At 32.1% G+C, this 23,778-nt stretch carries 16 protein-coding genes; 6 read left to right on the top strand and 10 right to left on the bottom strand.

Translation table 11 applies throughout. The features are described from left to right. Positions 1-39 precede the first annotated feature (39 nt). The 6 genes from ACFSSE_RS08565 to ACFSSE_RS08540 form a co-directional block, all read right to left on the bottom strand. On the bottom strand, positions 40-1,674 hold the full coding sequence (locus ACFSSE_RS08565; protein ID WP_379042036.1) for a T9SS type A sorting domain-containing protein: 1,635 nt from the start codon (positions 1,672-1,674) through the stop codon (positions 40-42). A gap of 48 nt (positions 1,675-1,722) precedes the next feature. Then, on the bottom strand, positions 1,723-3,516 hold the full coding sequence (locus ACFSSE_RS08560) for a family 10 glycosylhydrolase (RefSeq protein WP_379042038.1): 1,794 nt from the start codon (positions 3,514-3,516) through the stop codon (positions 1,723-1,725). Between the two features lie 242 nt (positions 3,517-3,758). Continuing rightward, positions 3,759-4,613 (bottom strand): AMP nucleosidase, encoded by an 855-nt coding sequence (locus ACFSSE_RS08555; RefSeq protein WP_379042040.1) that lies wholly within the window; start codon positions 4,611-4,613, stop codon positions 3,759-3,761. Positions 4,614-4,683: 70 nt separating this feature from the next. Next, entirely contained in the window at positions 4,684-5,925 is a 1,242-nt protein-coding gene (gene clpX / locus ACFSSE_RS08550; protein ID WP_379042042.1) for an ATP-dependent Clp protease ATP-binding subunit ClpX, read from the bottom strand. A gap of 3 nt (positions 5,926-5,928) precedes the next feature. Beyond that, on the bottom strand, positions 5,929-6,630 hold the full coding sequence (locus ACFSSE_RS08545; RefSeq protein ID WP_379042044.1) for an ATP-dependent Clp protease proteolytic subunit: 702 nt from the start codon (positions 6,628-6,630) through the stop codon (positions 5,929-5,931). Positions 6,631-6,969: 339 nt separating this feature from the next. Continuing rightward, the gene (locus ACFSSE_RS08540) at positions 6,970-7,491 is read right to left on the bottom strand and encodes a DUF2911 domain-containing protein (RefSeq protein WP_379042046.1); all 522 of its coding nucleotides are present in this window, start codon (positions 7,489-7,491) and stop codon (positions 6,970-6,972) included. 172 nt (positions 7,492-7,663) lie between these two features. Between ACFSSE_RS08540 and ACFSSE_RS08535 the strand changes: the two genes are divergently transcribed. Together ACFSSE_RS08535 and ACFSSE_RS08530 are read left to right on the top strand one after the other, a co-directional pair. Continuing rightward, complete coding sequence (locus ACFSSE_RS08535) at positions 7,664-10,000, top strand: TonB-dependent receptor (RefSeq protein WP_379042048.1); 2,337 nt, start codon at positions 7,664-7,666, stop codon at positions 9,998-10,000. A gap of 4 nt (positions 10,001-10,004) precedes the next feature. Continuing rightward, positions 10,005-10,796, top strand: coding sequence for a DUF4249 domain-containing protein (locus tag ACFSSE_RS08530; RefSeq protein WP_379042050.1), 792 nt, complete (start codon positions 10,005-10,007; stop codon positions 10,794-10,796). A 219-nt stretch (positions 10,797-11,015) separates the two neighbouring features. On the opposite strand, the gene ACFSSE_RS08525 is transcribed toward ACFSSE_RS08530, so the two are convergent. The 4 genes from ACFSSE_RS08525 to ACFSSE_RS08510 all read right to left on the bottom strand — a co-directional run bounded on the left by ACFSSE_RS08525 (position 11,016) and on the right by ACFSSE_RS08510 (position 17,656). Further along, positions 11,016-11,930 (bottom strand): polysaccharide deacetylase family protein, encoded by a 915-nt coding sequence (locus ACFSSE_RS08525; protein ID WP_379042052.1) that lies wholly within the window; start codon positions 11,928-11,930, stop codon positions 11,016-11,018. A 133-nt stretch (positions 11,931-12,063) separates the two neighbouring features. Further along, complete coding sequence (locus tag ACFSSE_RS08520) at positions 12,064-14,169, bottom strand: OmpA family protein (protein WP_379042054.1); 2,106 nt, start codon at positions 14,167-14,169, stop codon at positions 12,064-12,066. A 12-nt stretch (positions 14,170-14,181) separates the two neighbouring features. Continuing rightward, positions 14,182-15,105, bottom strand: a complete 924-nt coding sequence (locus ACFSSE_RS08515; protein WP_379042056.1) for a PorP/SprF family type IX secretion system membrane protein — start codon at positions 15,103-15,105, stop codon at positions 14,182-14,184. Between the two features lie 4 nt (positions 15,106-15,109). Then, entirely contained in the window at positions 15,110-17,656 is a 2,547-nt protein-coding gene (locus tag ACFSSE_RS08510) for a T9SS type B sorting domain-containing protein (RefSeq protein WP_379042058.1), read from the bottom strand. A 436-nt stretch (positions 17,657-18,092) separates the two neighbouring features. Here ACFSSE_RS08510 and ACFSSE_RS08505 point away from each other — a divergent pair, with 436 nt between their 5' ends. The 4 genes from ACFSSE_RS08505 to ACFSSE_RS08490 all read left to right on the top strand — a co-directional run bounded on the left by ACFSSE_RS08505 (position 18,093) and on the right by ACFSSE_RS08490 (position 23,762). Beyond that, a complete protein-coding gene (locus ACFSSE_RS08505; protein WP_379100853.1) occupies positions 18,093-18,758 on the top strand; it encodes a TolC family protein in 666 nt (221 codons plus the stop codon). Further along, on the top strand, positions 18,758-20,962 hold the full coding sequence (locus ACFSSE_RS08500; RefSeq protein ID WP_379042062.1) for an exopolysaccharide transport family protein: 2,205 nt from the start codon (positions 18,758-18,760) through the stop codon (positions 20,960-20,962). The genes ACFSSE_RS08505 and ACFSSE_RS08500 overlap by 1 nt, the downstream gene beginning before the upstream one ends. 5 nt (positions 20,963-20,967) lie before the next feature. Continuing rightward, the gene (locus ACFSSE_RS08495) at positions 20,968-22,125 is read left to right on the top strand and encodes a glycosyltransferase (RefSeq protein WP_379042064.1); all 1,158 of its coding nucleotides are present in this window, start codon (positions 20,968-20,970) and stop codon (positions 22,123-22,125) included. A 137-nt stretch (positions 22,126-22,262) separates the two neighbouring features. Continuing rightward, positions 22,263-23,762, top strand: coding sequence for an O-antigen ligase family protein (locus ACFSSE_RS08490; protein WP_379042066.1), 1,500 nt, complete (start codon positions 22,263-22,265; stop codon positions 23,760-23,762). Positions 23,763-23,778 lie beyond the last annotated feature (16 nt).

Genomic DNA, 23,778 nt, shown 5'->3' with positions numbered 1-23,778 from the left:
TTTTTCACACACAAAAACGCAGTTTATTGCAATATTTATTTATTGCTTTACTATTTTGTTGCTTTGCAATACTTTACCTTCTTTGCTTATTCTTAAAACATAAATTCCTGCGTCCAAAGCAGACATGTTTATCCTTCCGTTAACTAACTCAGCTTTAACTTCTTTACCAAAACTAGTAAATAATTGTACTGTAACTTCTTCTTGGTTTTTTCCTGTTATTTCCACATAATCTGTAGTTGGGTTAGGATAAATTTTAAAAGAGTTTTGATTTTCTAAAAGTAGATTTTTAACAAATTTAATCTCAGAGTATTCAAATTTTCCGTCTTTATCTATTTGTTTTAAACGGTAGTAAGTTGTGCCAGATGTTGCTGTTTTATCTTCGTAAAAATAATTTAAGTTAACAGAAGAGCTTCCATTTACTCCTTTAGAAGCAACAAAACCTATTTTATTAAATGCTAATCCATCGATACTACTTTCAATATCAAAACCAGCACTGTTACTTTCTGAACTTGTTGCCCAAGTTAAACTGTTTTGGTTGTTTGTGAAGGCTGCTGCAAATGAGGTTAGGGAAACTGGAAGGGTGCCGTCTGCTTTAAAGTTTAAAGTGTAAGAAGCTAAACCATTATGATTTATAAGCTGAAAAAATGTTACTGTATATGTACCATCAACATTCAAAACTTTTTTAATTGTAACATCAGTTCCTGGAGTAGTATTGGCATTATAAGTATTTGATAGCTTTGTAGTTTCAACTAATTTTACATTATTAACGTCTGTTACGTCGTAAATATGTAAAATCAAACCTTCACCTGTCGTACCACCGGTTGAGGTGGGACTATCATTTGCACCTGTAGCGACTAAAAATTGTTTAGAATCAATTTCAAAATATTCTAAACTAGCAAATTTATTACTAATAGAATTTAAAGAGGTATAACTACCTGTAGAAGATAAAACATTGTCTGCTAATGCCTTTGTAACTGTTCCTGTTGAAGTAATTAACTTTTTTTGAGCAGCTGCTCCACTTATCCAGACGCTTGAGGTTATACCAGTTGTAACCGGTGCAATGCTAGATCTTGCCGAGCCAGATACGGTTAAAGCAATATTGTTTATTTTTACAAAGTTTGTAATTCCAGTTCCATTTTTATTTACTACTTGTAAATTACTAGTTCCGCTTCCTCCAAAATACATAACAACATTATTACCAGAACCGGTTAAGGCGAAAGCATCAGCAGATCTTTCACTTAATAAAGATATTCCAGTTGTTGCATTACCTATCAAAACTGGCACAGCCGATTCACTAGCCCAATAATAAACAAAAGTATTTCCATTTGCCGTTGAGGTTCTTAATGATGCTGCGAAAATTTCACCAGTAGGAGTTACTCTAATTTTATGGAACGCTAAAGAACCTGCCAAAGTGATTCCAGTTATATTTAAATTACCTGTTATAGCTCCAGTTGCTGGGTTTATGATATAAATCCCAACTTGTCTATTTGAAACATATAACTTATCAGTTATTGGATTATATGCACAACTATTAACGTTAGCACCGGTCGTTGTAAACCACGAGAAAGAAGGTTCAGCATTTCCAGCTAATTTTTCCCAATTTTTTGTAGAATTTTGCCCATATGCTGTAAAACTAATAAGGGATACAAAAGTTAATAGTAATAATTTTTTCATAATAATTAATTTAAAAAAGTGAATAAATAGTTAATGTTTAGTGCATTTTTAAAGCACAATTATTTTTGTTTGCTCCTGAAAATTATCTCCGCTAACGCTTACAATGTATTGCCCAGCTGTTAAGTTGCTGCCGAAATTTACAGTGTAATTGTTTTCTGTATTTCTTCTAAATGTTTCTTTATAAACAGTTTTACCCTGCAAGTCTGTAATAGTTATTGAAATTTTATTAGCAGTTTGGTTATATAGTTGTACTGTAATTTGCTGACTGCTTGGGTTAGGATATACTAAAACCCCAACTAATGGCCTAGAAATGATATCATCTATTGAAGTTGAAAGTGTAGAAATGGTGTTACTTGCTAAACTTTCATTCTGATACCTATCTAAAGCAGTTATTTTATATATATAATTTTGTCCGTTAAATAACTGCTTGTCCACATATATTGGTTGGCTTACAATAGCTACGATTTCATTAGCAGAAAGCGAATCTATAGTGGGGTTTGCAGATTTATAAACTACATAAGCTCTTACTTTATCAAATTCGTTGACACTAGCTGATGGTGGAGTCCATGTTAAAACCAATGAGTCGGTACCGAATTTATTTCCTACCAATGCAATTGGAGCAGCCGGGGCTGTATTATCTTTCCAAGGCATAGTGGGCAGCAATGAAGGTTTTGAATACAAATTTAATCTTAACGAATCTCTAAAGGCAACATTAGCAGCACTTCGCATACTCGCAGTATTATAAATAACTTGCCCAGTTATGTTGCTGTTTTGTACAGATCTATTTAATCGAACTTGATTTGGTATTTCTGATGATTGCAACCATTGCGAACCTTGTGAAGCATCATTAACTTTATAACCAGCTAAGCCGATATACATGTGTCTATTAAAACTATTGTTATTCCACCATGGTACAATTCTGCTATAATCTGCATTATTTTGCCCCCGATGCCAATAAACTTGAGGTATTAGATAATCTACCCAACCTTCTTGTATCCATTTTTTAGAATCAGCATATAATGTACTATAATGCTCTAAACCTGCAGTTGGAGTTCCAATAGCTGGGTTAGTACTGTTTCTGTAAATACCAGATGGTGAAACACCAAACTTAACCCAAGGTTTAATGGCACTTATTGTATTGTAAGTATCCTTAATTAAAATATTTATGTTATCTCTGCGCCAATCTGCTCGGTTTGTAAAACCTCTGCCAAAATTCGCAAATGTTTGGTCATCATTAAAAGCACCGTTAGGATAAAAATAATCGTCAAAATGAACACCATCAATATCATATCTTGTAACTAAATCTCTGATAACACTTAAAATATAATTTCTAACATCCGGTATTCCAGGATCTAATGTTCTTAAATTGCCAGAACTTAATAACCAATTTGGTTGGGTTTTAACAATATGATTGTCTGCAAAAGAATTAAGATTAGTTATTGAACTTATCGCCCTGTAAGGATTTAACCAAACATGAAACTCCATATTTCTTTTTCTACACTCTTCTAATGCAAATGCTAATGGGTCGTAAAATGGAGATGGTGCCCTGCCCTGCGTACCTGTTAAATCTGCAGACCATGGCTCAATTGCACTTGGATACATGGCGTCGCACTGGCTTCGCACTTGCATATAAATGACATTAATTCCTGTTGCTTGATGGTGATTTAAAATATCTATTAGTGCGTTTTTTTGCTGTTGAGAACTTTGACTCCTTACTGGCCAATCAATATTGAAAAACGTAGTTAACCAAGCGCCTCTTAATTCTCTCTTAGGCGATTGTTGCGCAAATAAGGACAATGCTTGAAGAAAAAATATAAAAAAAGAAAATAGTCTTCTATTCATAAAACATTGATTGAATTGTAATTATAGGAATTATATCGCAAAAACGCAAATAACTGCAATGAAATAAGTTATTAACATGCATATAAAAGCAAATATTACTTTATAGAAAACGAATCTAAACTACATGGATAAAAAATTAACCTAACATCAATAATTCAAATAAAAAAAAATGCCTCCCAAATTATTGGAAGGCATCATTGTGGAGCGTAAAATCTCCTTATTTTTGTATCATCAACTACAGACTAAAACTTCAAGTGTTTTACAGTTTGTCCTTTATTAATTAGCTGTTTTAAAGAATCAATTCCGATTTTTAAATGAGATATAACATGATCTTCAGATGTTTTAGATGAATCATTTTCGGCTGTTTTTACACCTTCTGGTATCATTGGTTGGTCTGACACCAATAAAAGTGCACCAGTTGGAATTTTATTTGCAAAACCTGTTACAAAAACAGTTGCCGTTTCCATATCTACTGCCATTGCTCTTAGTTCTTTTAGGTATTTCTTAAATTCTTTATCATGCTCCCAAACCCTACGGTTGGTAGTATAAACAGTACCTGTCCAGTAATCTCTTGAATGTTCTCGAATGGTTGTGGATATTGCTTTTTGTAAAGCAAATGCTGGCAAAGCCGGTACTTCTGGGTGCAGGTAGTCATTAGATGTACCTTCTCCCCTAATGGCAGCAATTGGTAAAATTAAATCGCCAATCTCATTTTTCCTTTTTAAACCACCACATTTACCCAAGAACAACACCGCTTTGGTAGGTATAGCTGTTAATAAATCCATCATGGTGGCTGCAAGCGGGCTACCCATACCAAAATTGATAATAGTTATACCATCTGCAGTTACGCTTTGCATAGGTTTATCTAAACCATAAACTGGTGCATTATTATGCCACTCGGAAAATAGTTGCACATATTTGGAAAAATTGGTTAGTAATATATACTCACCAAATTCGCTAAGCGGTCTGCCAGTATATCGTGGTAACCAATTGGCCACAATATCTTCTTTAGATTTTAATCCTTTTTTTATAGGACTTTTAACTTCTTTCGCTGGCGTATTTACTGGTTGTTTTTTTACATCTTTTTCTTCGTTCATAAAATTATATTTATATAAAAAAGCCTCCCGTTTATTCGGAAGGCTTAAATTTAAGTTGCATTTTTTTTGGTTATGCCGCTTTCAATTTTGTCAAATCCGACTTTTCAAATTGTTCTTTAGCATAAGCTAAATCAATTATTAATTTTTTATTATCCTGCTTTTCCGAGGGCATATCAAACATGGCATCAATCATTATTGCTTCACAAATAGATCGCAAACCCCTTGCTCCTAGTTTAAATTCCATTGCTTTATCAACAATATACTCAAAAACATCTGGTTTAAATTCTAAAACTATGTTTTCATATTCAAATAATTTTTGATATTGTTTTACCAAAGAGTTTTTAGGCTCTTTTAAAATACTCAACAATGTTTCTCTATCTAAAGGGTTTAAGTGAGTAATCACTGGTACACGACCAATTAATTCAGGTATCATTCCAAAAGATTTTAGATCTAAGGGGGTAATGTATTTGTACAGATTTTTTAAATCAATACCATCTACATCCGCTTTAAATTTATAACCAACGGTTTGCGTCCTTAACCTGTTTGCAATTTTCTTTTCAATACCATCAAAAGCACCGCCGCATATAAATAATATATTGTTGGTGTTTACCGGAATCATTTTTTGGTCGGGGTGTTTACGCCCTCCTTGCGGCGGAACGTTAACAATTGTACCTTCTAAGATTTTCAATAAAGCTTGTTGCACACCTTCTCCAGAAACATCACGGGTAATAGACGGGTTATCACTTTTACGAGCAACTTTATCTACCTCATCAATGTAAACAATTCCTCTTTCGGCAGCTGTAACATCATAATCTGCAGCTTGCAGTAAACGGGTTAAAATACTTTCTACATCTTCCCCTACATAACCAGCTTCTGTTAAAACGGTAGCATCGCAAATACTAAACGGAACATTTAAAATTTTAGCGATGGTTTTTGCAAGTAAAGTTTTACCGGTACCGGTTTCGCCCACCATCATAATATTAGATTTTTCAATCTCCACCTCGTCTTTACCTACTTTTTGGTTTAGTCTTTTATAATGATTGTAAACAGCAACAGCCAAAACCTTTTTAGCATCATCTTGGCCAATAACATATTGGTCTAAATGCGCTTTTATTTCTTGTGGCTTTAAAAGAGTAAGTACAGAATTCATTGTCTTTCCCTTCTTTAAATTAAGTTCTTCTGCTAAAATATCATTGGCTTGCTGCACACATTTATCACAAATATGGGCATCAATACCAGCAATTAGCATTAAACTATCTTGCTTTCCCGATCCACAAAAAGAACATTTCACGTCTTTTACACTTTTACTCATTACTTATTTTTTATCTGCGTGTGTTCCTAACACCTCATCAATCATACCATATTCTTTTGCTTCATCAGCTTTCATCCAATAATCTCTATCAGAAGCTTTTTCTACCCATTCGTAAGACTGCCCAGAGTGTGTAGATAAGATATCATAAAGCTCTTTCTTCAACTTTAGCATCTCGCGTAAGTTGATTTCCATATCAGATGCAACACCTTGCGCACCACCAGATGGTTGGTGAATCATGATGCGGGCGTGAGGCAATGCAGCTCTTTTACCTTTTGTACCTGCACACATAATAACCGCACCCATAGACGCCGCCATACCTGTACAAATTGTTGCTACATCTGGCGATATAAACTGCATAGTATCATAAATACCTAAACCGGCATAAACAGAACCTCCGGGCGAGTTAATGTAAATTTGAATATCTCTTTTGGCATCTGTTGATTGTAAAAACAACAATTGTGCTTGTATAATATTCGCATTTTGATCATAAATAGCGTCTCCTAAAAAAATAATTCTATCCATCATTAACCTAGAGAAAACATCCATTTGGGCCACATTTAACTGGCGCTCTTCTATAATATAAGGAGTCATACCGGTTGGTCTTAAAATACCTTCTGTTTGGTTAATATATCTATCTACATGTAAACCACCTATTCTGTGGTGTTTTACAGCATACTTACGAAATTCGTTTTTATCAATATTCATATCTATATGTTTTACAAATTTTACCCTGCTAATGTATTAAAATTTTATCTTTCTTATCAACGTTATTTGTAAGCAAATTATTTTTTTATTAAAGACATTACAATATGGCGTAGTAATTTTTATTTGAGTGTTTGCGGATTGTATTCTCTCCAGTTTAGTAAATACTTTAAGCTGTTTTTTATAAAACGAACCACAAGGTGCTCTTAAATAGTTAAAATATTATCACAGAGAATTTATTTGACCTAATGCCAGGGTCTTGCTAATGTTTCTATAAATTCCTAAACCAAAAAAATCGGCTTTATTTACATAAGCCGATTTATCATCATCAATAAGAATTAATTATTTGACCTTAAACGGAACTACTACATTTCCCCAATGCAATTTAACATCGCCTGATTTTTCAATTGTAAAAGTCATTTTTTCAACTGATTCTTTTGCCATCATCGGTTTAACCATAATACGTAAAGCATCTTCTGCTTCAACATACTTTGTACCAGATTGGTTCCAAGATTTGTTAAAAATAACAGTCCATTCTTTTTCTCCAGGAATAGTGTATAAACTGTATTTACCTGCTGCTAAATCATTACCGTTTACTTTTACGGCTTTGTTGGTTTCAAAAATGGTAGCTTCATTTGCTCCAGTTCTCCAAACTTTACCATTGTAAGGTGCAAGTTCTTTACCAATAGTACGTCCTTTAAGCAAGGGCTGACTGTAATCTACAGATAATGTTGCGCCAGATTTTATAGTTTCTGTAACTTTAGCTGGTAAACTAGCTCTTTTACTTTTGTCAACTTGTGCACTAACCTGTAACGAAGTAAATAAAATAAAAAGGCCGGCAATAAATACGATTCGTTTTTTCATAATTGTTTTTTTTGACGTAAATAAAGTGTTTTAATATTAAAAGAAAATGGTTTTATTGTAAAAATATTCAGGTTAAGAACAAAATATGCTTTTTAGCGTTAACAAATTTATAATATACAAAATAACACTATGCTTTATTACATTTGCAAAAAAATGTCTAAAAAAAATATTAATGAAATTTAAAATACCCATCATCATTTACGTATTTGCCTTTCTCATTATCAATAATATAGCATACGCTCAAAAAAATCGTGTTATAAATGGTGTAATTAAAGATAGTGCCAACGGTGAAACTTTAATTGGTGCTTCTGTACAAGTTTACGGGGCAGTTAAAATTGGTACTGTAACAAATGCTTATGGCTATTATTCTTTAAGCGTACCAGATGGCGTTTATGAGCTAGTTTTTAGCTATGTTGGTTATAAAACAATTACAAAAAACGTCAGTATATCAAAAGATTTAAAGCAAGATGTTTCTTTAGAATCTGCCAATCAGCTAACAGAAGTTGTTGTAAGTTCTGAAAGAAAGAATAACAATATTGAAAACCCTTTAATGGGTGTTCAAAAACTAAATGTTAAAGAAATTAATAGTATTCCGGTATTATTTGGAGAAAGAGATATTTTAAAAACGCTGCAATTATTACCAGGTATTTCATCAGCCGGAGAAGGAAATAGCGGTTTTTATGTTAGAGGTGGTGCAATTGACCATAATTTAATATTGTTAGATGAAGCACCAGTTTATAATGCATCGCACTTATTGGGCTTCTTTTCTACTTTTAATTCTGACGCTATAAAAGATGTGACAGTTTATAAAGGTGGTATGCCAGCTCAATACGGCGGCAGGTTAGCATCCGTTTTAGATATTAAAATGAATGACGGTAATAAAAAGGATTATACTGTTGAAGGTGGAATTGGACTTATTGCCTCGAGGTTAAAAGTGGAAGGGCCGTTTAAAAAAGATAAAAGCTCTTTTATGATTAGTGGAAGGAGAACTTATGCAGATGCTTTTTTAAAGTTTAGTCCGGATAGTAATTTAAATAATAATACCCTATTTTTTTATGATTTAAATGCAAAAGCAAACTTTATTTTAGATGATAAAAACACGCTATTTGTATCGGGTTATTTTGGAAGAGACAAACTAGGATTAGGAGATACCTTTGGTTTTGAATGGGGAAATGCAACAAGCACCGTTAGGTTAAATCATTTGTTTTCTAATAGGCTGTTTTCAAATACATCTTTAATTTATAGTAATTACAACTACATTATAGAAAACTTGCTAGAAGCAAATAATTTTAAGGTTAATTCTTCTATCAAAGATTTTAATTTAAAGCAAGATTTTCAGTACACTGCAAACAATGCTCACGATGTTAAATTTGGGATGAACGTAATACACCATACTTTAGCACCGGGTAAAATTACTGCATCTGCATTATCAAGTGTAAACGAAACAGCTATACAAAATAGGAAAGGTGTTGAGTATGCCGCTTATTTTTCTGATGAATACAGTGTTAGCAATAAGCTTAAGTTGGTTTACGGAACAAGATTTAGTGCTTTTTCATTATTTGGAGGCGGAAATTTTAATACTTATGATGTTAATGGAGATATCACCAACACACAAAGTTTTGAGTCTAACGAAATTGTTAAAAGTTATTTTAATTTAGAACCTCGTGTTTCTGCAGCTTATCAATTAGCAGATAATAAATCTATTAAAACTTCCTACACTAGAAACACACAAAACTTACATTTAATGTCTAATTCAACGGCTACATCGCCAACAGATTTATACATAATGAATAGCAACAATGTTAAACCAGAAATTGCTGACCAGTTTGCTGTTGGTTATTTCAGTAATTTTAAAAATGACAGCTATGAGTTTTCTGCCGAATTTTACTATAAGGATATGAAAAACCAAATAGAATATAGAAACGGCACAGATTTAAGGGGTAACCAAAATATAGAAGCAGATCTTTTATTTGGAGATGGTAGAGCTTACGGTATTGAGTTATTTTTGAAAAAAAGATATGGTGATTTTAATGGTTGGATTGGATATACTTTATCAAAAACAGAGAGGCAATTTGATCAAATTAACGGAGGTAGATGGTTTAATGCAAGACAAGACCGTACACACGATTTATCTGTTGTAGGTATTTATAAGGCAAGCAAACGCTGGACATTGTCATCAACCTTTGTTTACAACACAGGAAACGCAGTTACTTATCCAAATGGTAAATATCAAATAAATGGTACAACAGTTTTTGATTATGCCGATAAAAATAGTTACCGCACCCCAGCTTACCATCGTTTAGATTTATCTGCCACTTTAGAACCTAAAATTAAACCTGACCGTAAATATCAATCAAGTTGGTCTTTTGGTATTTACAATGCATATAATAGAAAGAATGCTTTTTCTATAGATTTTCAGGATAATCCTGATAATGTAAATAGAACACAAGCAGTACAAACATCATTATTTGGTATTATTCCTTCAGTAACTTGGAATTTTAAATTTTAAACACATGAAAAATATATATTTAATATTATTATCTGTTACATTACTTTTTAGTGCTTGTGAAGATGTAATTGAAATAGATTTAAAAAACACAAACCCGGTGGTAGTTATTGAAGCCAATATAAACGATGTATTTGGTTCTCATATTGTTAAAATATCACAAACTAAACCTTTTACAGAAGATAATACTGTGATTAGTATTAATAACGCAGATGTAGTTTTAAAAGATTTAACTGAAAATAGAACCTATAATTTTGCAAGACCTCTTAATGGTAATGATTACATATTGTCTAATTTTAGAGGAAAATCAGGTAACACCTACCAGCTTGAAGCAACAGTAAATAACATTTTATATACTGCAACATGTAAAATGCCACAAAAAGTAAATATAGATTCATTATCTGTAACAGAATTATCTTTTTTTGGAAACACTCAGAAATATTTACAAGTAAACTACAACGATCCTTTAGGTGTAGCAAATCAATACAATTATGTTTTAACTGTTAACGGAGAGGTGAGAAATGCTTTTTACGTTGATTCTGACAGATTTAATGACGGAAAAAAAGTAACGAACACAATTTTTAATGATGACCCTGAATTAGTAAAAGGCGATAGTGTTAAAATTGATTTTCAGTGTATTGATATGACTATTTACCGGTACTTTTTTGCAATATCACAAATCTCTGGTAATGGCGGTCCTCCTACCGCCCCATCAAATCCAGATTCTAATTTTAACAATGGGGCATTAGGTTATTTTAGCGCTCATACATCACAAACAAAAACGGCAGTTATACCATAGTTTATGTAAATGCCAAAAGCTAAATACACAAAGCTTAAAGCTAAAATATTTTAATACTGGAGATTATAAAGTCGATTTGTGTAATTATTTATCGAAATCTATATAATATTGAACGCCGAAGGCTTCATTTAAGATTTCGATAATTTTATCGATAATAAATAGTTCCAAAAAAAAAGACTCGATGTAAAAAATCGAGTCTTTTTTTTAAAATCTAGAAACCTAATTTCTACTTTCTCCAAAACTATTTACCATACTATTATGTAAAGTTTTAGCGCTCCAATAACCACTGGCAATAATCCTTCTAATAGTAAATAAAGGATCTTTTTCATCTCTTTTTGTAGCTAAAATAAATGCCGATTTAAAACCTCTTTTCTTTAATTCTGGTATGGCTTCTGGATTCCATAAACCAAATGGATAAGCAAAGTATTCCATTTTTTGGCCAGTAATTTCTTCTAGTTTAGCTGTTGGTTTTTCAATTTGCGTTACCCAATCTTCGGCAACGTATTTCTTAACATTTTTATGGTCGTAGGTGTGGCTACCAATTGTATTGCCTTTATCTGCTAGGTCTTTAATGTCTTCTTTGCTCATATAATGCACCTTGCCTTTGCGTCCAATAGAAACCGTCATGATAAAATAAACACCTTTGTACCCGTATTTTTCTAACACCTTAGCTCCTACCTCGTATTGGTCGTAATCCGTATCGTCAAATGTAAACATTACTGGTTTTGGAGGTAACGGATCGCCATAAACTAAATAATTATATAGCTGATCTGGTAAAATGCTGTTATAACCACTATCTGCAAGTAATTTTACATGATCTTTAAATGTTTGTACAGGGATGATATAGTCTTTAGCACTTTGCGAATCTGTAGATTTCCAATCTCTAATTTGATGGTAACAAAGTATAGGAACTTGCTTACGAGCTAAAATGGTTGCAGCATTTGCTGGTTTTTTACCATCATGGTTTGGAACAGCTGTTTCTGAGGTTTTTTGATTTGTGTTTTTTGGGGTCTCTTCTGTATTAACAGAATCACTATTATTAGTTGTAGTGTTACTTGTTTTAGAAGCTGACGAATTGCAAGAACTTAAATAAATTAAAGCCAATAAGCTAATGCCTAATATTTTCTTTTTCATATAATGATTGATTTTTAAAACACGAAAGTAAATGAATTATCAATATATATAATGACGAGTTTTAAACAATTTCTACAAAAAAAGCCCAATAAGCTTTTGTTGCTTATTGGGCTTTATCATAAAATTTAAAAAATTATTTACAATCTATTAAAGCTAAATTAATGCCGTTATAAATTATTTCAAATTCTGTTCTTCTGTTTTTTTGTTGTTCTGCTTCAGAACAATCTACACCATCTGTACAGCCGTTTACCAATCTGCTTTTACCATAATATTGCACACTTACTCTGCTAGCAGCAATGCCTTTTTTTACTAAATAAGCTTTAGCAGATTCTCCTCTTCGTAAAGAAAGAACCCTGTTATAACTTTCAGATGCTCTACTATCGCAGTGGCTTCTCGTAATCACTTTAATATCTGGATACTTGGTCATTAAATCATATAAATTATTTAAATCATTAACAGCATCTTCTCTAATAAAAAACTTATCTAAATCGTAATAAATATTTTCTACAGCAAATACTTTCTTTAAAGAATCGCAATTGTTAATAACAAATTTCTGTACATCATTTGTTCCTTTTAATTTAAGAGGTACATAAATAATTGAATCTTTTGTAATACCATCTGTACCAACGTATCTTCTATCTGGCAAAAATTCTTTTAGCTTACCTGTTAGTTCATAACCAGTATCTTTTAATAAAGGCTTACTAAATTCACCTTCATCATTTAAGGTTAAAATCTCTTCATTACTACCGTTACGCAAAGTTACGATTGTGTTTTTTAATGGTAATCCAGTAATTGCATCGGTAACTTTACCTTTTAAAATAATACCAAACTCTTTTTTAACAAAAGAATAAATATCATCATTTCCTGCTCTGTTAGAACTTAAAAATCCAGTTAAATCAGAGGTTTTTGCAACTCCAAAATCATCATAAGAAGAGTTAAACGGAGCGCCTAAATTTTGCGGTGTACCAATTGGTTTTAAATCTTTAAGTTTTACCGAAAAAACATCAAAGCCTCCTAAACCTGCTAAACCATTTGATGCAAAGTACAATACCCCTTCGCTATCTAAATATGGGAATTCTTCGTCTCCTTCGGTGTTTATTTTTCTACCAAAGTTAACCGGACGGCCCCATTCACTTTTTTCACTTAACCTTACAGAATAATATAAATCTGTACCGCCAGAACCACCGGGCATATCAGAAGCAAAAATCAATAATTTACCATCTTTACTTGCTGTTGGATGACCTACCGAATAATCGTTACTGTTATGAGGAAATGGTACAATTTCTTTATGATCTTCGCCTTTAGCGGTGTACATCTTCAATTTTACTTTACCGTCTTTACTTGATTGTTTTTTACCGTTATAATAATTGTTTCTGGTAAAAATTATAGAACCATCTGGTAAAAAAGTTGATGAACCTTCGTGAAATTTAGAGTTAATGTTTCCGTCTATTCCTTTAATAGTAGATCCGTTATCATTTACACTAACAGCTGTATAAACAGACTGATCAAAAACACCAATTATTTTCGAATCGTTACTTGTAACTGCGGTGTTATCATCATTAACCTTACCTTTTGTAGTTGTAACTGTATTAGCTTTGCTATTGGTATCTACTTTAGTAAAAGTTAGTGAATTGATATCTTCTAAAAAATATAAATCAGAAAACGGGGTATTGTTCCAACCAAAAACATGTTTAACTGGTTTAGAGTAATAACGATTACTTGTAAAAACCAAACCATTTTTATAAATCATGGGGCTATATTCAGAAGCTGGTGTATTGATATTTAAATAGTTAATATCCCAACTAAAACCCTTACCTAATTTATCAATATCTAATTCAGAAAAATATTCTGCTCTTCTATCGCTTGGTACTAGCAATAAATATTTACGGTACCAAAGTTCAGACTTTTCGTATTCTTTATTATTTGCTAAAGCTTCTGCATATCGTAAAGCCCACTCGGGCTTAGTAACATCTTTTTTATTTAGTTTTTCGTACCAATTTAAAGCCTCTGGATATTGTTTAGTAAGCCTGTAACTCTCAGCCATCATTTCCATAGCAGTAGTATTTTCTGGGCTTTTTGCTAAAATTGGCTTTAACAAATCTATAGTTTGCGTGTATTTTAAATTTTTATACGCGTTATTTGCAGCAGTTAATTCGTTTTTTTTGGTTTGAGCATTAGTAGAAACTGCAAAAACCAATAGTAAAGCGGCAAAATATATTTTTATGTCTATCTTTTTCATGTTTTTATTGGTTTAAAAAAATCTAGGTGAAATAAACTTGTCTTTTTCAAATCCAAACTCGTAACGTAGCATAATCTCGTGGCTACCACTATTAAAACTTTGCAATCTGGTAACACTATGGTCATAAGCATAGCCAATTCTAATTTGAGGAGTTGCTTGTATTTCAAACAATCCAGATACATCTGCATTACTTCTGTATTGTGCTCCAATACCAATCACATCTTTTATCCAAAAGGTTGCGTTCAAATCGCCTTGTATTGGTGCTCCGTTTACTCCTTTAACCATAACAGATGGTTTCAACTTAAAATCTGTTCCTAAAGGAAGTACAATACCTGCGGTTAAAAACAAATGAATTTCTTGCTTAGATAATGTAGTGGTATTGGTTAACCTGTTGTTTATTAATTGTGGTGCTGATAATCCTAGATAAAACCTATCAGAATTATAATAAACACCAGTACCTACGTTAAACAAAGTAGAACTAAAATTATCTTGAAAAGCTAAATCGTTATTTGCGCCGGTTTGGTCTAGTTGAACGTTTTGGTAATTTGCCCTAAAGTTTGAAACACTTGTTTGCAAACCAAAAGATAAAGTTCCCCTATCCATTCTAATACGATAAGCCCCACTTGCTACTACTCCAGTAGTATTTGATATTCCTAACTTATCGTTAAATACTTGCAAACCTAAACCTATTTTTTTATCCTTAATTGGAGCATCTATTGTAAAGGTTGCAGTTTCTGGAGCGCCAGGTACACCAGTCCACTGGTTACGGAAAAGTGCTGTTGCAGAAATTACGTTTCTACTACCCGCATAAGCAGGGTTTAAAGAAAGTGCGTTAAACATGTACTGTGTGTACATTGGATCTTGCTGCGCACCTGCTTTGTTTGTAAAAGCAATCAATGTTAAAAATGAGAGGCTTATATAGATATACTTTTTCATAATCTTATCTGTTTAAAGTGATATAACCAACGTACTTTTGAGCGTTGTAATTCACAATATAATAGTAGGTTCCAACTGGTAAGTCTTGACCAACGTATAGTCCTTTATTAGATCTTCCATCCCAATTATTCACATAATCTGTTGATTTGTAAACCACATTACCCCATCTGTTGTATATTTCTAAATTTAATGGCGTTAAGCCTCCATTTGGAATTACAAACAAATCGTGGTTACCATCTCCGTTTGGAGAAAAACCTTCTGGAATAAATAATTTATCGATAATAAATTTTATTGGTGTTGGGACATTTGGAGTTACATCTCCTGGAGTAGTAGGGTCTGGAGTTAAACCATCTGTTGATTGATCTCTAGTTACTGTGCCATCTATAGAAGATACACCTTCAACAAATGCAGTATTTGAAAATGTAAAAACTCCTCTGTTTAATTTTACGTTAAGTACCAACTCTACCTGCTCAGTTGCGCCACCTTGTATTTGGTTGTTTATCGCTAGCATTTCTGTATTAGGATTACCATTGTATGATGGGTTTACTGTTAAGGTATTACCTACAGAAGTTAAACTAACAATAGTATAAGGCGTAGCGTTAAAAGTTGTTACTAAATCGTCTTTTAAAGACAAGTTTTGCAACATTACATTTCCATAATTTTTAACGGTGAATAAAAACGTAACATTAAAAGATTCATCTAGCTGCTCAACTGTGCTTACTAAAGATTTTGCTAAACCAATTTTTGGAGGTACGGGTACTGTGATATTTACTAAAGCAGCGTTAGATTCTGCACCTCTAACATCTTTTATGGTATATGTAAAACTATCTGGCCCAACATAACCTGTATTTGGAGTATAAGTTACATTGCCTGTAACAGGATCTATAGCTAAGGTTCCGTTTGCTGGGATGGTTTTTATAATTACCGTTGATCTATCAATTGTAGCATTACCATCTCTATCAGTATCGTTATTAATTACGTTAATAATTGAAGGTGTATTAACCCTTCCAATAACAACATCATTAACAGCTACCGGAATTGCATTAACAATTACATTTACAGCATCTGTTGATAAACACTGCCCCGTTACGGTTAAATTCCAATTAAAAACATAAGTACCTAAAGTTAAATTAGTAACATTTGTTGAAGCTGATGTAGAATTTGCGAAAATTGAATTGCTTGGTCCAGATGCTTGAACCCATTGACCGCTAGAGCTTGCTGGTGAGTTACCATTGAGTGTTGTAGCACCTAAAGCAGTAGATATATTAATCAACTGATCTGTACCTGCATTTGAAGGAACAGTTGTAACCGGATCTGTAATAGTTAACGTAGCTGGGCTCGATACAAATCCAAAACTATCAGTAATGGTATATCTAACAGCAACTGGCCCAGTAACGTTTGGACCAGATGGTGTAAATGTGATAGTACCATTAGAGTTAGCAGTAAAAACTCCTTTACCAGAAACAATAAAGCTTTTTTGCTCTCCGGTTAAAACAGGGTCTAAATCTATTGAACTGTTTACAATTGTACCATTTACATTTGTTGAAGCATCGTTAGAAACAACATTTACAGTTGATATTTTGCTTAAACATTCTGATAAATTATCATTTAAAGCAATAGGGCTTGTAAACGGACGTCTGTAAATATCAATTGCAACGTTTCTTATTTCATGGAAATTGGTTAAATCTCCAGTTGAAGATGAAATTCCATAAGCAAGATTAGCTGGTGCTGCATCAGCATAGTAATAATTATCTATAACTGTAGTAGTTTTGGTTGGACTTCCACCTACTTGAATTCTAACAGAAACATTGTAACCTCCAGCAGGGTTAGGCTGTAAATCAATAAATGCTTTCCTAAAACCTAATTGCGTACTATCTGGGAACCTCTCATTAGCATCATTCACTAAATCAACGCCTTTAGCACTCGCAGTAACAGATGTTAAATACTTGTAATTATTTGTTGTAGCGTTTCCGTTACCTTTTCCTCTTAAAACCACAGATTTAGTAGAAATACCAAACAAACCCGGGCCTGTTATACCTCCGTCTCTTCCTTCAATCGGGTTTGGGAAATTACCAAACTCATCTAAAGCAACGCCTAAATAACCTTTACTAACACCTGGCAAAACTGTATTTGAATTATAAGGACGATATTGTGCATAACCCAAAGAGCCGCCAAAACCACCAATATTAAAATTACTACTTGCGGTAGCATCAAACAAAAAGAAACAAATCCCGTCTGCACCAGAACCGCCATAAGTATAGTACTCAAATGAGATACTTAAACCTTGACTAGTGTTAAAATTTTCTTTACTGTAAATAAAACCTGTTTGATTAGTGTTATTGTTAGTAAGGCGTAGATAACCTTGTGAGGGAGGGTCAATACCTTGAGCAGCGGTTAATAATGCGGCTGGGTTTCCTCCAAACTCTATATTAGGTGCTGTTGTTTCTTTAAAACTTTGGAAATAAGGAAGTACTGTTTGCGCTGTTGATATTTTAGCCAACAAAACAAATACAAACAATAACCATAGTTTTGGTACAAGTTTAAGTTTCATAATTGAGCGTTATTTAGTAATATATATTTAAACTGATTCCCAATTTATCCAAATATCAATCCACTTAATTAAAAATATGTTGTTATGCATCGTATATACCTTAACTGTAACTTTAAAGATGTTTTTATATTTATTTATAGAATAAAAATGGGTAACAATAAAAATACAATTAAGAATAACATTCTACACATAGGTATAAAATTTCTCAAATATCCCCTATTTTAATTAAGAGATTAAATTTAAAGAAAGCCTAAATATTTGCAATTTTCATTGATTAGGTACCTTAAGGCTATGATAAATGATTGTTTCAAAATTCGCACTGCTTTTTGGCATCATATTGCATTATAATGAAAGCGTATGTAATTGTTTTGTAAACAAAATAATATGCTAAACTAGAAACAACGATATGAAATGCTCTCTTTATAAACTAACCCACTTGCTACTTTTATCAGCAAGTTTAATTGTGTTTAGCTCAACAAAAGCTAAAGCCCAAGAATCTATGGTGCCAGATATATCATATCTGTTTTTAGAAAAGTTGCTTGCCAACGCCAAAGAAAATTATCCTTTAGTCAAGCAAAACAAATTAAGAGAAGACATTGCTTCGCTGCAAGTCAGAAATAATCAATTAGACTGGCTTTCACCTTTTAATCTAATTTATTTTTCACAACCTAATAATGGTGTTAATCTTTCAAACCCGCAACTCTTTTCGGGATTTCAGGTGGCACTAAACTTTAACATAGGAGATTTAGCGCAAAACCCGAATAATGTAAGAATTGCCAGAAAACAATTAGATGTTTCAAAACAGGTAAGCGCACAATTCGATAATAATTTAGAAATGGAAGTTAAGAAACGTTATTTCACTTATATACAACAATTAAATAACGTTAAGCTTTTTACTAAATCTTTACAAGATTCGCAAGGCTTGTTAAACGATTTGAAGGTGCGTTACGAAAGAGGTGAAGTTACCTTCCAGAATTACAGCGAAGGATTAATTAGTTTTAGTACCATAAGTCAATCAAAAATAGAATCAGAAGCAGGTTTATTAACCGCAAAAGCAGCAATTGAAGAATTAACAGTTACAAAACTAGAAGATATAAAATAATGGAAGAGTTAAAGAAATTTTACAACCTACTATACCGATTTAGATTTATCGTTATAGCGGTACCTTTAGTAACAATTATTATTGCCTATTTTCTAGTAAGAAATTTAGCTGATCAATATGTAGCAGAAGGTCAAATTGCAACCGGTATTGTTGATGAAACTCAAATTTTAACCAACAATGCAGATAAGCAAGAATCTAGTGTGATTAGAGAGTTTAGTAATTTAATTGAAATTATGAAACTTCAGAAAATAATCAACTTGGTATCTTATCAGTTAATTATTCATGATTTGACAGAAGAAAAGCCTTTTAGAGAGTTAAGCCCAATGATTAAGGATTTAGCGGAGGTTGATAGACGCAAAGTTTTAAATAATTTTAAAAGAAAATTTGCTAATCGCGAAACTTTAAACAGCTTTAATGCTGAGGATAAGGAGCTTTATGAAATTTTAGAGTCTATGAATTATAACTCTGATTTTATTTTAGAGAACCTAAATGCCGATAGACTTGAAACCAGTGATTTTATATCAGTAAAGTTTGTTTCTGAAAACCCAGAATTATCAGCGTTTGTGGTAAATACAGAATGTAAAGAATTTGTAAGCTACTACACAGCAATTTTAAAAGAGAACCAAACAAAAGCTGTTAAATTTTTATCAGACAGATCAAAAGAGAAGAGCGATACTTTGAACAAAAATGTTGCCGCCTTAAAATCATACAAAATCAAAAACAGAATCATCAATTTATTAGAGCAATCTAGAAAAATGTATGAACTATCTGCCGAGTATGAGAGACGCAAGCAAGATGCTGAAAAAAGTATCATCGCTTTAAAAGGTGCTATCGCAAACATTGATAAACAATTTGACCCTAACCAGAGAAGGTATTTTGAAGCTTCGTTAGCTAAGATAAATCAAGACTTAGTGCAGTCTAAAAAAGAGTTGAGTCTTTTAACAGAAAAATATATTCAAAGTGGTTTTGAAGAACAATATTTAGAATCAATAGATTCTTTAAAAGAAGTAATTAATAAACAAATAATTACGGCATCTAGCAAGTATATTGATAATCCGTTAGTGCAAAAACAAAATTTAATAACTCAGAAATTAAATTTACAAATTGAGTATGATATTGCAAGATATAGCCTAAGCAGCTTAAAAAGAGAATTATCAGACATGAACAATAGGTTTGATAAATTGGTTCCTCATGAAGCTGTTATTCAATCTTTAGAACGTAAAATTGATATTGCAAGTAGAGAATACTTAGATGTACTAGAGAAATACAATAGCGCTAGTTTAGAAGCAAGTTTATCATCTAGATTAAGACAAGTACAAATTGCAAACCCTGGTACAGAGCAACCATCTAAAAAGATGTTGTTAATTATACTAAGTGGTATCATTAGTTTTATATTTTGTTTATTAATTTTCTTTATCATTTTCTATTTTGACAATAAAATTGGAACTCCTAGAGAATTAGCTCAAATAACAGAGATTCCTGTTCTAGGTAAAATAAACAGAGTAAATTCTGCCAGCTTAGCTTTAAAAGAAATTTGGAGCAACTTAAATTCTAATCCAGAGATGCAAGAGCTTAAAAAGCAATTACGTTCTGCTAGGTATGAAATTAGTAGAGAAATGGTACACAAAGCCAGCAATACAAAAGGTCAGGTTTTAAACATAACAAGTATGAATGATTCTGAAGGTAAAACTTTATTAGTTGCTTGTATTGCTTATTCTTATGTGGTAATTGGAAAAAAAGTACTTTTGATTGATGGAAATTTTGAACATCCAAGTATTACAGAAAACTCAAATTCTAAATTCTTTATAGAAGATTATTTAAAAACAGGCAACTTAGGATCATCAGAATTTAGTGCAGGTATAATGGTAATGGGTAATAGAGGAGAAGATAAATCATTATTTGAAATTGAAGACGAGGAAGTTGTTAAACAAAGATTTGATCAATTGAGAAATGAATTTGATATAATTTTAATAGAAACACCATCTTTAGAGACTTTAAGTAAGGCAAAAGAGTGGAATTTAATTTCTGATAAAGTAATGGGCGTGTTTGAAGCCAACCAAAGTTTATCAGCAAGTAAAAAACAACACATTAATTATTTAAAATCTTTAAACGGAAGTTTTATAGGTTGGGTAATTAATAAAGTTTCAATAGATACCAATAATAATAAATTAGCTGGTAATTTTAACGCAAACTTAATAGAATAATTTTAATGGTGAAAGTCTTACATATTGCTTGGATTGTATTGCAAATTGTAATTGGCTTTCACCTATTTTTTCCTCTGGCTTTGTTTTTCTTTAAAAATTTAAGAAAAAAAAAGAAACCACAAGTTTTAATAACTCCACAACAATTAGACATTGCTATTATTGTAACGGCTTATGAAGAAACGTATCATTTGCCTTTAGTTATAAACGCTATTATTAACCAACCCTATTCAAATTACATTATTTATTTAGTCGCTGATAAATGTGATACCAGTAATTTAATTTTTGAGGACGATAGAATTAAAGTTTTAACTCCAGAAAAAGTAATTGCAAGCAATACCGGCTCACATGCTTTTGCTGTTAAAAATTTTATAAGAACGCATGAAATAATCACAATTATAGATAGCGATAACATTGTTGATGGCAATTATTTAACCGAGATTAATAAAACTTTTGCAGCCGGATATGTTGCCGTACAAGGCTTAAGAGCTGCTAAAAACTTGGATACAAATTATGCTTGTTTAGATGCTGCAAGAGATATTTATTATCACTTTTATGACGGAGAGTTACTTTATGAATCAGGTTCATCAGCAACTTTAGCAGGATCTGGAATGGCATTTAAAGCTAATTTATACATTGATTTCTTAAAACAAACACAAGTAAGCGGTGCCGGTTTTGATAAAGTCTTACAAGCATCTTTAGTTCATAAAGATTTGCAAATCGCATTTAATAAAAATGCAATAGTATTTGATCAAAAAACAACACATGCAAATCAGTTGGTGCAACAAAGATCAAGATGGATTAATACCTGGTTTAAATATTTCGGTTACGGCTTTGGTTTAACCTTTAAAGGGCTCAAAAACAGCTCAATAAATCAATTTCTTTTTGGATTGGTTTTATTAAGACCACCCCTATTTATATTTTTGATTTTAGGGGTATTTGCAACCATTATCAATTTTGTTTTGGGCTTAAATTATATAGTATGGTTAATTGGTTTTTTAAGTTTTATTGCTGGTTTTTTCTTAGCATTAAAAAAATCTGATACTGATAAAAGAATTTATGCCTCGCTTTTAAACATACCTAAATTTATGTTTTACCAAATGTTAGCGTTAACAAAAATTAGGGTTGCAAATAAAATATCTGTAGCTACAAAACATCAAAAATAAATTAAAATGAGGTACAACCCAGACATAAATATAGAACAAAAGAAAACCTCTAATTTTATACTATTTAAAAAATGGCTTGCCATTTTAATATGCCTTGTTACCGCTTTTTTCTTCTTTTTTAAAATAGTATTCTTTTAATGGAAAATATTAACATACAATCAGAAAGTAAAATAACTTCTTCAAATACAATTTTATTTATTGTACTTCTAGTACTTTCTGCGGCTACAGCAGCAATATTTACTTTTTACGGTTCAAGAGCCGGGGTTATACCTTTAGTTGTAACTGTAGCTTTAGTTTTTGTATATATTGTAATTAAAGAACCTAAATTCGCCGTTCTATCTATCATGGTGTTATCATATTTCATCATGTTTATCATAAGCTATTTTAACACTTCTTTACCTTTAGGTACCATAATGGATGGGATGCTTGCGGTAATGATTTTAGGTTTTTTTATTCAACAAAAGTATAGAAGAAATTATTGGATATTTAAAAACCCTATCTCATACATCATACTTATTTGGGTGTCTTACAATGTTTTACAATTTTTCAATTTAGATGCAGCCTCAAAATTAGCATGGGTTTATACCATCAGAAATGTGGCCGCTGTAATGCTTTCTTATTTCATTTTTACCTATTATTTAGACTCTAGAAAGTTCTTAAGAACTATTATTATTTTATGGTTAAGCCTTTCTTTTTTTGCAGCTCTTTATGCGATTAAACAGGAATACTTTGGTTTTTTTGCATTTGAAGAAAGGAACCATTACGACCCCGCTACAATTGGTTTAATGTTTATTGACGGACATTGGCGTAAAAGCTCCATATTCTCAGACCCTGTTTCCTATTCTTTTAATATGGCAATTAGCTCTTTGTTGTGTATTGGTTTATTAACTGGGCCATTCAAGCTAAAAACAAAACTGATTTTAGCCTTTTTAGCGATGTTATTTGCTTGGGTAATGCCTTATTCTGGTACAAGAGCAGCTTATGTGCTAATTCCTGCAGCATTATCACTTTTCTTTATTTTAAAATTAAGCAGAATTGCGCTCGTTTTATCGTTACCCGTAGCGTTTGCGTTTTTGATTTTAATTAAGGTACCAACTAATAATAGAACTTTGGCTAGGTTTCAATCGGCATTTAGACCAAATAATGATGCTTCATTTAATGTAAGAAAACTCAACCAGAAAAAAGTACAACCATTTATACAAACGCACCCATTTGGTGGTGGTTTAGGAGGTTCGGGTATTTGGGGCTACAGGTTTGCACCAAACTCATTCTTAGCGCAATTTCCGCCAGATAGTGGCTATGTTAGGGTTGCAATGGAGTTAGGCTGGGTTGGGTTATTGATTATTTGTGGAATTATGTTTACAAGTTTGTACGTTGGTATAAAAAACTTTTTCGAAATTAGAGACCCAGAACTTAAATCTTATTGCTTAGCAATGGTGCTTATTGTTTTTGCACTTACGATTGCAAATTACCCACAAGAGGCTATTGTACAATATCCTATGAGTATTTATTTTTACATGATTTTAGCTATCATTACAGTATCAAAAGTACTTGATAACCAAATTAATGATGGGGTTATTAAATTAGAAGTTAAAGAAGAAAAGAAAGTTAAAAAAATTGATTACAGAGTGGTTTAAAAAAAATTAGAATAAT

Source organism: Pedobacter alpinus (assembly GCF_042684645.1).
In the GTDB taxonomy this organism is placed as follows: domain Bacteria; phylum Bacteroidota; class Bacteroidia; order Sphingobacteriales; family Sphingobacteriaceae; genus Pseudopedobacter; species Pseudopedobacter alpinus.
This window is presented reverse-complemented; position numbering and strand designations above follow the sequence as displayed.